Here is a 12,643-nt window from a genome sequence, read left to right as displayed (position 1 = left end):
GCATAGTGCTTAAATTAAATTCTAAAGCATCTAAGGGTGTTGTGGGTATAGATATTAGTTCGACTTCTGTAAAGTTAATACAGCTTAGTGAAAAAAATGGTAAGTTTCAGGTTGAAGCATACGGGGTGTTACCATTAGCCGAAAATGATGTAATGGATAAAACCATTATGCAGCCTGAAAATGTAGGGGAAGTTTTAGAACGTACTTATAACTTGGCCAACCCAAGTCTTAAGCAAGTTGCAGTGGCAGTACCTACGATTTCAGCCATCACTAAAATTATCGAAATGGATGCAGACATGAACGATGATGAACGTGAAGTTCAGATTCGTATGGATGCAGAACAATATATCCCCTACCCGCTAGATGAAGTCAGTCTGGATTTCGAAATTTTAAAAACCAATGATCGCAATCCCAATAAAGTGGATGTGCTTTTGGTTGCGACACGAACCGAAAATGTCGAAAAAAGAGTAGAAGTTGTTGAACTGGCAGGACTAAAAGCAAAAATAGTTGATGTCGAATCTTATGCCTTGGAACGTGCCTATGCCTTGCTGGCAGATAGCTTGCCAATGGGTGCAAATTTAGTGGGTGTGCTGGATATTGGTCATACTCAAACCACGCTTACCGTTTTAGATCATGGCAAGGTGATCTATAGTCGCGAACAAAGTTTTGGGGGGAAACAGCTGACGCAGGAAGTTCAGCAGCGTTATGGTTTATCCTATGCCGAGGCCGGATTTTCGAAAAAAGAGCGCAATCTGCCCGATGATTATGAAACTGAAATCCTTTATCCCTTTATGGATGCATTGGCACAACAAGCAGCTAGATCATTACAATTTTTCTTTTCTTCTTCACAATATTCGGAAATCGATCATTTGTTATTAGCCGGGGGCGGGGCAAATATTCAGGGCTTACCCAAGTTATTGCAAGATAATTTAGGCTATCGTGTAACAGTCGCAAACCCTTTTTTACGTATGAGCTATGCACCACAGGTTGATATAAAAAAACTGGAAAATGATGCTTCATCTTTACTGGTTGCCTCTGGATTGGCATTAAGGAGTTTTGACTGATGGCGAAGATAAACTTATTGCCTTGGCGTGAAGAACGCCGGGAACAGCGGAAAAAAGAATTTATTGCTGTCAGTGGTGGGGTGGCTGTATTAGGAATCGTTTTATCAGCATTAATCTGGATGTTTTACAACCATCAACTTGATGAACAAAATACAGCAAATGAAAGTATTGTGGCCGCCAACCAGCAACTAGATCAACAACTTAAAGCATTAGATGGTTTGCAAGTACGTCGTGATGAGATCGTGGAACGCATGAAACTTATTCAGGATCTACAAGGGGTGAGACCTGTGATTGTGCATGTATTTGATGAAATTTCAAAATTAACACCACAAAATATGTATTTAACGGGCTTTTCAAGACAGGGCGATAAATTTTCGATTAGCGGAAAAGCCCTAGATCCGAATGTAGTGTCAGATTTTTTAAGAAATCTTGGTGGATCACCTTGGTTTAGAAATGCGTTTATGAATTCTTTTGTTGCAGGTGAAATCAAGCCGCAGCAACAAGGTGCTGTGGCACCTCGTGCAGAAGATGCTTATGGTACTTTTTTGGTGACAGTCGATCTAGGGGATATGAGTACCATTCTTGTCGCACCACAAACAACTGAAGAGGTGGCGCCATGAGTGTAGATAATATGGATCAATTTGATCAAGAAGAAGGAAAAGCAAAAAAAGGTTTTTCTTTTGAACGCTATGTTCAGCAATTACAACAGATGGATATGGACAATATTGGTGCCTGGCCAGCTTCTGTCAAGTTTACCATGTATGTTTTTATCCTTGTTCTCATCTGTGTCTTGGCCTATTTTGTCTTGATTCGGGGCGTGCAGGATCGCATTTCACAAGCGGAAGCGCAGCAACAGAATTTATTAAACGAATTCCGTGACAAGGATTCCAAATTAAGAAACCTGCAACAATATCAGGCGCAGGTACAGTTGATGGAAGTTCAGTTTAATCAGCAACTGGATCAGTTGCCCAAAGAAACCGAAATTCCGGGGCTGGTTGAAGATATTAATATGGCAGGGGTGTCTTCAGGACTGGAATTTAAAAATATTCAGTTATTACCAGAAGTTAAACAAGAAGTCTTTATTGAGCAACCGATTGATATTTCGGTAACGGGGCATTATCACAGTATGGGTGGTTTTGTGAGTGCGATTGCGGCATTACCACGTATTGTTACTTTACATGATTTTGATATCAAGGCCGAAGAAGTAAAAGGCAGTGAAGTACCCAAGCTAGTGATGAATATGAAGGCGAAAACCTATCGTTATATGACTGAAAATGATAAAAGCAAAGCTGAGGAGAGCAAAAAATGATAGATAAACCTCGTCTCAGACTTGTTTTTTTATTTGGATTTGTAGCATTGGTCTTAGCGGGATGCGAATCACGTACAGAAAATGCAATGCTTAAAATGCAGGAAATTCGCAATCAACCGCCGTTACCGGTTGAGCCACCACCGACCTTTACGCCTGTGCCAAGCTATAGTTACAGCAGTTTCCAGCTAAAAAGTCCTTTTGTACCCACAAGTATTGCCAATGAGTTGAAAGTCATGTCGGGTAAACGTGTTTATCCGAATCTTTCTCGTCCTTTGCAGCCGCTTGAAAGTTATGCTTTGGAAGAGTTATTTATGAAAGGTACCATGCGTGGTGCCTCCGGCAAGATTATTGCCTTGGTACGTACGCCCGATGGAGAAATTGAGCAGGTACAAAAGGGCAGCTATATGGGTAAAAACCATGGTCGGATTGTGGGGATTACACCAAATGAAATCTCCTTGATTGAAGTTGTCCCAGATGGTCAAGATGGGTTTATTGAACGCCCACGCAATCTGGTTTTATATGGCAATGCTCAATAAGGGGTGAATACAATGAAAAAGATGAGTGTATTTGAAAAAATGGGATTGATGATGAATAGGGGCTTTACAATGAAAAAATTTGTAATGACAGCGGTGACAATGGCTGTTGTACAAAGTGCAAGTGCACAAGTTGGTATTACGCAAGTGATACCGATGCAACTGGGGAATCAGGGCACCGAATTACGAGTTGTATTTGACGGATTGCCTGTACAGCCAAAAGCCTATCATCTGGAAGCGCCTTCACGTTTGATTCTGGATTTTGAAGGTGCCAATAATCAGCTTGCCAATAATAATATTGCAGTCAATAGTGAAGAAATTTCTAATGTTGAGGCACAGGTTGATAATGTACGCTCCCGTTTGACGATCAATTTAAAACAACATGGTGCATTTACGACACGTACCGAAGGTAATAGTTTTATTCTTAAAGTGTCCCCTGAACTGGAAACTCCGGTTGCCGTGCCATCTAATGTTATTTCCCAGTCAATCACTACACAAGCTAATGGTTTATCCAATATTGGTTTTGAACGAGGGTCACAAGGCGAAGGTTTAGTCAACATTCAGTTATTGAGTTCAAGTACTCCAGTTGACGTACAACAACAAGGCAGTAAAGTTGTTATTCGTCTCTTGGGTTCCAAAGTACCCACGCATCTTGCCAGACGTTTAAATGTCAATGATTTTGCCACTCCTGTTTCTTCGATTGATGCTTATAATGAAGGTAGCAATGGTGTGATTGTGATTCAGCCGACTGGTAGCTATGAATATATGGCTTATCAGGCAGAAGATAAACTCACCATTAGCGTAAAACGCCCTGTTGAAAATGCTGCTGTTAAACGTAATGCTCAAAATTATAGTGGCAAAAAGATTTCTCTGGATTTTCAGGATATTGAAGTACGACGTGTTTTACAATTGCTGGCAGACTTTACCGATGTCAATCTTGTCGCTGCTGATTCGGTACAGGGACAGATTACCATTCGTTTAAAAGATGTACCATGGGATCAGGCACTTGATATTATTTTAAAAAGCAAGAATCTGGATAAACGTCGCAATGGTAATGTGATCTGGATTGCACCCGTTCCTGAGCTCATTAAGTCAGAAGAGGACGAAGCTAAAGCGCAAGCACAAAGTGTTAAACTGGCACCGATTCAGACCGATTATATCCAGTTAAATTATGCCAAAGTGGCTGATATCGAAAAGCTGATTACAGAATCGAAAAATCGTAAAGACTCGAATAATAATACAAGTAATACGAATAGTCTGGCAAATGATGAGCTGGCAGGTAATCTATTGAGTGCTCGTGGTTCGGTATCTACTGATTTACGAACAAACACTCTAATTATTAATGATACGGCCCAAAAGATTGATGAAATTCGTAAATTGATTGATTTGATAGATGTGCCGGTTAAACAGGTGATGATTGAGGCGCGTATTGTTCGGGCAACCAATGATTTGAGTAAAGAATTTGGGGTGAAATGGGGTATCTTGTCGCAAGGAATTACCAATAATAGTAATTTACTGGTTGGTGGTAGTGATACTACATTATGGAATCTAAGAACACCTGAGTTAGATACTACAACTGGGACTTATGAATACACCATTGAGCGTCCAGATAACCTAAATGTGGATTTAGGTGTCACAACTTCAGGTGCAAGTAAAATTGCTTTTGGTCTGATTAGTCTTTCGGATTTTATGCTGGATCTTGAATTATCTGCATATCAATCAGATGGTTTGGCAGAAATAGTTTCAACACCAAAAGTCTTGACTGCAGATAAACAAAAAGCAATGATTAAATCTGGTATACAAATTCCTTATCAATCTGTCTCTCAGGACGGAACGCAAACCGAGTTTAAAGATGCCGTTTTACTTTTAGAGGTTACTCCAAGTATCACGCCTGAAGGTAAAGTAAGTATGCAGCTTAATATTTCTAAAGATACGGTAGGACAAATTGTGCCTGGCGGCGTTGCGATTAATGTTAACCAGATTAATACCAATGTATTAATTAACAATGGTGAAACAGTAGTTTTGGGTGGCGTGTTTGAAAATACTACCAGTAATACAGTTACCAAAGTACCACTTCTTGGTGATATTCCATATGTAGGTGCCCTGTTTAGAAAAACGGAAAAAAGTGACAGTAAAAATGAACTGCTTATTTTTGTCACGCCTCGTATTGTAAATGACAATACTTCAACAAATCGTTAATATAGGGAAATGAACAATTTGTTGACATAGGTGGCACTTGATTAGCCATAATCATCGCCTGGATCTACCGAATATCTATTTGGTGGGTCCAATGGGTGCAGGTAAAACAACTGTAGGACGATATCTGGCAGAATTACTCAATCGTCAATTTATCGATAGTGATCATGAAATTGAATCACGCACAGGTGCAAGTATTCCTTGGATTTTTGAAAAAGAAGGGGAAACGGGGTTTCGTATTCGGGAAAAAGCGGTTATTCATGATTTAACCAATTTAAAAAATATTGTACTTGCTACCGGTGGTGGTGCAGTTACACAACATGAAAATCGACAAAATCTTCATACCCGTGGTGTTGTCGTATATCTATATACACCCGTTGAAATTCAATTGATGCGAACTAGCCGGGATCGCAATCGGCCTTTATTGCAAGTGGAAAATCCAGAAAAAAAATTACGGGATTTGTTGGAGATCCGGGATCCGCTGTATCGTGATGTTGCGCATTTTATTGTGGAAACCAATCACGGTTCTGCTCGTGATTTGGCACAAAAAATACTACAATTGATTCGTGAAAAACCGATAACATCAAATTTATGAATACTACTGCTATGCAAACTTTATATGTCGAATTGGGAACGCGCCGTTACCCGATTTTTATTGGTCAGTCTCTTGATAGTGCAGAACTGTTGGCACCTTATATTTCCGGGCAACAGGTGATGATTGTTACAAATACGACCGTTGCAGCATTGTATTTGTCCTATTATCAGGCGCAGTTTGAGAAATTAGGTAAAAAAATTGCAGTATGTATTTTGCCGGATGGTGAAAAATACAAAAATTTTGAACAGCTCCATTTAATTTTTGATGCGCTATTAGAAGCTGGTTTTAATCGTGACTGTACTGTGGTTGCACTGGGTGGTGGTGTAATTGGTGATATGGCAGGTTATGCCGCGGCATCGTTCCAGCGTGGTGTAAACTTTATTCAAATTCCAACCACTTTGTTGTCGCAAGTGGATTCGAGCGTTGGTGGTAAAACCGGTATCAATCATCCATTAGGCAAAAATATGATTGGTGCATTTAAACAACCTGAAGCTGTGATTGCAGATATGCGCGTCTTGGAGACTTTGCCTGAACGTGAATTATCAGCGGGTATGGCAGAAGTGATTAAATATGCCTTGTTATGTGATGCTGATTTTCTGCTCTGGCTAGAACAAAATATGCCAGCACTGATGCAGCGTGATCCGGCATTACTGGCTGAGGCAGTATATCGCTGCTGTGCGCATAAAGCCAGAATTGTTGCCAATGATGAAACCGAGAAAGGCGAGCGTGCTCTGCTTAATCTTGGGCATACCTTTGGCCATGCGATAGAATCTTATCTGGGCTATGGCGTATGGTTACACGGCGAAGCTGTAGCAACCGGTATGGTCATGGCGGCAACACTGTCTGAACAATTGGGCTGGTTAAACACTCAGGATGTAGTTCGGGTGAAACATATTTTAGCGCAGGCGAACTTACCCGTGACCTGTCCATATATTCCTGTTGAACAGTTTTTGGGTTATATGGCACATGATAAAAAAGTTCTGAATGGTCAGTTGCGTTTGATTCTACTGAAAAATCTGGGTCAAGCAGTGATTCATAATGAATTTACACAGGATGCCTTGATAGAATCAATTACTTCCAATCAGCTTCCTGCATAAATTTTAGATAGAGGTCTAAATGCTTACACCTAAACAAACATGGCAACTTATTAAAAACTCGACATGGATTGCTTTGGGTGTGGGATGCTTTGCGGTGGCCTTTGTCATCTGGATTTTGCAGTTTAAAGTTTCGGCGGTAGAGGAAGTGCCGCTCGAAGAAGAAACACAACAGGCAGCATTACGTCCGGTACAAACACAAAAAGTAACCTTTAATCAGGCGTTGGGGGCGTTTAGTACAGAAGTGCCTGCGATTGATTTATCACAGCGCACAGTTGTTCAGGGAAATCATGAACCTGAATTTCGGGGTGCCAAGTTTGTCAGTGAGCATAATAAACTCTGGACCTTACAGATCATGAAAGTCACTGAGGAGGATATTATTCGCTCCTATCTGGCCAAACGTGATGACCGTAAAAATTTTAATTATCTGCGCTTGAGTGATGGTAAAAATCCAGAACAATTTGTCTTGATTTATGGGACATATCAAAATGTGCAACAGGCGATGGACGCCTCCCAAAAGATTGATTTTGGGTTACCTGACAGTATAAAAATTCTGCCTGAAAAGATGTCTATATATACTGCCTTGGTCAATGATATGGGGAGTGATGAGCTATCTTCGGGGGTAGCTTTGAAGTCTGTGGTCTTAAGTAAAGCGGCTTTGCCGAAAATGGTAGACTTGTCGATTAAACCTGCTGAAAGCAATGCAGCAAATATGGCGGGAACAACCACGACAATTCAGCGCAAAGATGAACATGGTGAGATAAAAAGTACACATGTGGAAAACTCATCAGTCGCACCAAAAAGTGAAGAAATTAAGCCAAATTCTGAGCCAAAAGCTGCGCCTGCTGCAAAACAAACACAAACTGAACCACAAGTAATCGATCCATTTTAATTTTTGCACCAAAATGGATCATATTTAATTGTAAATTTATGGATGCATTGTGTTGGTGCAATTATTGTGACAAATGTGGTGCGAAATGATTTTACCTTATAAAAATAATGTTAAAAATCAACTGAATAAAACTTGATGTTAATGGCATGTTTTTTGCTTTAAGGAGAAAGTTTAATGGACTTAATTTCTTTATTTTGCATGAAATTTGCATTAAAAAAGGAAAAGATGGTCAGAAATGTACAAATTTAGTGCATTTTTTAATCAAATAAACATTGTGTGAAGTTTACTGTTTGGGGTTAAACTACACCTACAATCGCAGTTTTATTTGACCATCATCATTTAAAGTCTGTGCTTTGCTTGATTTAATTTGACTGTTAAAAAGGTCATCATTGGAATAGAAGGGTACGCTATGCACATGCCATCGCTCAATACTGTAGCTCCCACTGAACAGCCAAATCAGGGTTTGTATCAGCCGCATGAATTTAAAGACAACTGTGGTTTTGGTTTAATTGCACATATGCAAGGGACACAAAGTCACCATTTGGTCAAAACAGCCATTCATAGTTTGAGCTGTATGACGCACCGTGGTGGTATTGCAGCAGATGGAAAGACAGGCGATGGTTGTGGTCTGTTATTGGCGATGCCAAAACAGTTCTTTCGTGCAGAAGCAGAAAAATTAAATGTAACTTTGACTGACATTTTTGCTGTCGGTACAGTATTTTTAAATCTTGATCCTGCACTTGCTGCGAATGCCAAAACAATTCTAAATAAAGAAATTGAAGCGGAAGGCTTAACAGTTGCAACATGGCGTAAAGTACCGATTAATGTAGATATTCTAGGTGAAATTGCCTTACGTTCTTTGCCAGCATTTGAACAGATTTTGGTTAATTGTCCAGAGGGCATCACCGAAGTTGAATTTAACCGTAAATTATTTCTGGCACGTCGTCGTGCAGAACAGCAGTTGCAAAACGATCCATTATTCTATGTGACAACTTTGACTTCTACTGTCATCAGCTATAAAGGTTTGATGATGCCGGAAGCGATTGCTGATTTTTATACTGATCTGGCTGATGAACGTCTGGAATCACATATTGTGGTATTCCATCAACGGTTCTCTACCAATACTTTGCCACGTTGGCCTTTGGCACAGCCATTCCGCTATCTGGCACATAATGGTGAGATTAATACTATTACTGCAAACCGTAACTGGTCTGTGGCACGTACCCCTAAATTTGAAAACCCATTATTGCCGGGCTTATTGGACCTTAAACCATTGGTGAACCGTACAGGTTCGGATTCTTCCAGCTTGGATAATATGCTGGAAATTTTGGTCGGCGGTGGTATGGATTTGTTCCGTGCCTTACGTATGCTGGTACCACCAGCCTGGCAAAATGTGGAAACACTGGATGCGGACTTACGTGCATTCTATGAATTTAACTCCAAACATATGGAAGCATGGGATGGTCCTGCCGGTCTCGTAGTACAAGATGGTCGTCATGCCATCTGTATGCTGGACCGTAATGGCTTGCGTCCTGCACGCTGGGTAATTACCAAAAATGGTTATATTACGCTTGCTTCTGAAATTGGCGTATGGGGTTATGAACCAGAAGATGTGGTCTCTAAAGGTCGTGTTGGTCCGGGACAAATTTTGGTTATTGATACCTACACTGGTAAATTATTAGATACCAAAGATGTTAGCAACCATTTGAAAAAAATGCGTCCTTATCGTGAATGGTTGCGTGATCGTTCAGTCAAGCTTCAAGCAGATATGCAGCTGGAAGAAAATCTGGCCGAAAAAGGTCTGACTGGCGATGCCTTAAAAGCTGCACAAAAAATGTTTATGGTGACATTTGAGGAACGTGATCAAATGTTGCGTCCAATTGCCGAAAGTGGACAGGAAGCAGTTGGTTCGATGGGTGATGATACGCCAATGGCAGTCTTATCACGTCAGGTACGTCATGTGTCCGACTATTTCCGTCAGCAGTTTGCACAGGTGACAAACCCACCAATCGATCCACTACGTGAATCTATTGTGATGTCACTGGAAACTTGTTTTGGCCGTGAACAGAATGTGTTTGAGCAAGGACCTGATCATGCGGAACGTCTAATCGTTTCCAGTCCGGTACTGTCCAATTCAAAAATGTATCAAATTCGTCATGTCGAGCGTAAAGGCTACGAAAATGTAGAAATTGATTTGAACTATCCTGAAGCAGAAGGATTAGAAGCCGCAGTTCAGCGTATTTGTGAAGAATCTGCTCAGGCGATTCGTGATGGCAAAACCCTGATTATTCTTTCCGATAAAAATATTCGTGAAGGTTATTTACCAGCCAATGCATTAATGGTCACAGGCGCAGTACACCATCATTTAATTGATGTAGGTCTGCGTACCGATGCCAATATCATTGTTGAAACTGGTATTGCGCGTGATCCGCATCAATTTGCCGTATTACTTGGTTTTGGTGCAACAGCGATTTATCCATATCTGGCTTATGATGTGATTAATGATCTGGTTGCCAAAGGCGAATTGCTGGGTGATCCAATTCATTCTCAGGCCAATTTCCGTAAAGGTATTGATAAAGGCTTATTAAAAGTTTTATCAAAAATGGGTATTTCTACCGTTGCATCTTATCGTGGCGGACAATTGTTTGAAGCCGTTGGTTTGTCCAAAGCTGTTGTGGATAAGTGTTTTATTGGTGTACCAAGCCGTATTGAAGGTGCAACTTTTGAAGATCTAGAAAATGATCAGAAAAAATTGGCAGATTTGGCGTGGAAAGCACGTAAGCCAATTGATCAAGGTGGTATGCTGAAATTTGTCTTTGGCAAGGAATATCATGCGTTTAATCCAGATGTGATCAATACCTTGCATAAGGCGGTTCGTTCTGGCAAATATGAAGATTTTAAAGCATATGCTGAATTGGTAAATCACCGTCCGGTGGCAACCATTCGTGATTTATTAACGCTTAAAACTGACAATTCTATTGATATTAGTCAGGTCGAAGCCATTGAAGATATTTTGCCACGCTTTGACTCTGCTGGGATGTCATTGGGTGCATTGTCACCAGAAGCACATGAATCAATAGCGATTGCTATGAATACGATTGGTGGTCGTTCAAATTCCGGTGAGGGTGGTGAAGACCCTGCACGTTATGGCACGATTCGTAACTCAAAAATTAAGCAGATTGCATCAGGTCGTTTTGGTGTGACACCTGCATATCTGACTTCTGCGGAAGTGTTGCAGATTAAAGTAGCACAAGGCGCAAAACCGGGTGAAGGCGGTCAGTTACCGGGTGGTAAGGTCAATAGCCTGATTGCACGTTTACGCTATTCTGTACCGGGTGTGACCCTGATTTCTCCACCACCACACCATGATATTTATTCAATTGAAGATTTATCACAATTGATCTTTGACTTAAAACAGGTCAATCCACAAGCTATGGTGTCGGTGAAACTGGTATCTGAACCGGGTGTGGGAACTATTGCTGCTGGTGTTGCCAAAGCTTATGCCGATTTTATTACGATCTCTGGTTATGATGGTGGTACTGCGGCATCACCACTGTCTTCAATTCATCATGCCGGTTCGCCATGGGAATTGGGTCTGTCAGAAGCGCATCAGGCACTACGTGTCAATGATTTGCGTGGTAAAGTTCGGGTACAAACCGATGGTGGCTTGAAAACTGGTTTAGATGTGGTAAAAGCAGCCATTTTAGGTGCAGAAAGTTTTGGTTTCGGTTCAACCCCAATGATTGCACTCGGTTGTAAATACCTGCGTATTTGTCATTTAAATAACTGTGCAACCGGTGTGGCAACACAACAAGATCATTTACGTCATGAACACTATATTGGCGAGCCGGAAATGCTGATCAATTTCTTCCGCTTTATTGCCGAAGAAACCCGTGAATGGCTGGCTGCGCTCGGTGTAGCATCACTCAAGGATTTGATTGGTCGTGTGGACCTGCTTGATGTGCTACCAGGTGAAACATCCAAACAGGCGCATCTGAATTTACTGCCATTATTGCAATCTCATCCTTCGGCAGAAGGCAAGGCACAATACTGTCAGGTACAGGGCAACGAACCACACGACAAAGGTTTACTTGCAGAACGTATGGTTAAAGACATGTTACCTGCCATTGAAAATGGCACAGGTGGCGAGTTCTATTATCGTGTGGGCAACTGTGACCGTTCGATTGGTGCCCGTTTATCCGGTGAAATTGCCCGTCGTTATGGCAATTTGAGCATGGAAAGTTCTCCTGTTACCTTAAAACTTGAGGGTACTGCTGGTCAGTCACTGGGCGTATGGAATGCCGGTGGTCTGCATATCAAACTCGAAGGTGATGCCAACGATTATGTTGGTAAAGGCATGGCTGGTGGGCGTATTTCAATCTTCCCACCAAAAGGTTCACCATTCCAGACTCAAAATACTGCGATTGTGGGTAATACCTGTATGTATGGCGCAACTGGCGGTAAGTTGTTTGCAGCTGGTACAGCAGGCGAGCGTTTTGCAGTACGTAACTCTGGTGCATTTGCTGTAATTGAAGGTGCAGGTGATCACTGCTGTGAATATATGACTGGTGGTATTGTGACTGTACTGGGTAAAGTTGGTCATAACTTCGGTGCAGGGATGACAGGTGGTTTTGCTTATGTATTAGACTTGGACAATGACTTCGTCGATTATTATAATCACGAACTGATTGATTTAACCCGTATTTCAACCGAGTCTATGGAAGAACACCAGCAATTCCTGATGAAAATTCTCGATGAGCACATCCAGGAAACAGGTAGTGCATGGGCCTACAAAATCCGTAACGAGTTTGATTATTACAGCCGTAAATTCTGGTTAGTCAAACCAAAAGCTGCAAATTTACTGACTTTGCTTAAAACGACTCAAGCTGATCCACAATAATCTAACTGCATTGACATAGGCAGGTGCGTAACTCAAAAGAGTACGCACTTACCCACGGAG

The 12,643-nt window shown here is 41.2% G+C and carries 9 protein-coding genes; all 9 read left to right on the top strand.

Translation table 11 applies throughout. The features are described 5' to 3' along the window. Positions 1 to 5: 5 nt before the first annotated feature. Entirely contained in the window at positions 6 to 1,064 is a 1,059-nt protein-coding gene (locus CAP51_RS11660; RefSeq protein WP_087620935.1) for a pilus assembly protein PilM, read from the top strand. After that, a complete protein-coding gene (locus CAP51_RS11655) occupies positions 1,064 to 1,684 on the top strand; it encodes a PilN domain-containing protein (protein ID WP_087620934.1) in 621 nt (206 codons plus the stop codon). Before CAP51_RS11660 ends, CAP51_RS11655 begins: the two co-directional genes overlap by 1 nt. Next, positions 1,681 to 2,373: a type IV pilus inner membrane component PilO gene (locus tag CAP51_RS11650; protein ID WP_087620933.1), complete on the top strand. Its 693-nt coding sequence runs from the start codon at positions 1,681 to 1,683 to the stop codon at positions 2,371 to 2,373. The genes CAP51_RS11655 and CAP51_RS11650 overlap by 4 nt, the downstream gene beginning before the upstream one ends. Then, on the top strand, positions 2,370 to 2,909 hold the full coding sequence (locus tag CAP51_RS11645) for a pilus assembly protein PilP (protein WP_087620932.1): 540 nt from the start codon (positions 2,370 to 2,372) through the stop codon (positions 2,907 to 2,909). Before CAP51_RS11650 ends, CAP51_RS11645 begins: the two co-directional genes overlap by 4 nt. A gap of 12 nt (positions 2,910 to 2,921) precedes the next feature. Then, entirely contained in the window at positions 2,922 to 5,105 is a 2,184-nt protein-coding gene (locus tag CAP51_RS11640) for a type IV pilus secretin PilQ (RefSeq protein ID WP_425426803.1), read from the top strand. A 40-nt stretch (positions 5,106 to 5,145) separates the two neighbouring features. Next, complete coding sequence (gene aroK / locus CAP51_RS11635; protein WP_281249277.1) at positions 5,146 to 5,697, top strand: shikimate kinase AroK; 552 nt, start codon at positions 5,146 to 5,148, stop codon at positions 5,695 to 5,697. A gap of 11 nt (positions 5,698 to 5,708) precedes the next feature. Then, positions 5,709 to 6,794, top strand: coding sequence for a 3-dehydroquinate synthase (gene aroB / locus CAP51_RS11630; RefSeq protein ID WP_087620930.1), 1,086 nt, complete (start codon positions 5,709 to 5,711; stop codon positions 6,792 to 6,794). Positions 6,795 to 6,813: 19 nt separating this feature from the next. Further along, entirely contained in the window at positions 6,814 to 7,683 is an 870-nt protein-coding gene (locus tag CAP51_RS11625; RefSeq protein WP_087620929.1) for a hypothetical protein, read from the top strand. A gap of 415 nt (positions 7,684 to 8,098) precedes the next feature. After that, the gene (gltB, locus tag CAP51_RS11620; RefSeq protein ID WP_171294786.1) at positions 8,099 to 12,583 is read left to right on the top strand and encodes a glutamate synthase large subunit; all 4,485 of its coding nucleotides are present in this window, start codon (positions 8,099 to 8,101) and stop codon (positions 12,581 to 12,583) included. Positions 12,584 to 12,643: the final 60 nt, after the last annotated feature.

It is taken from the genome of Acinetobacter populi, assembly GCF_002174125.1.
Taxonomy (GTDB): Bacteria; Pseudomonadota; Gammaproteobacteria; order Pseudomonadales; family Moraxellaceae; genus Acinetobacter; species Acinetobacter populi.
The sequence above is the reverse complement of the archived record's forward strand: the minus strand, read 5'-3'. Positions and strand labels throughout refer to the sequence as shown.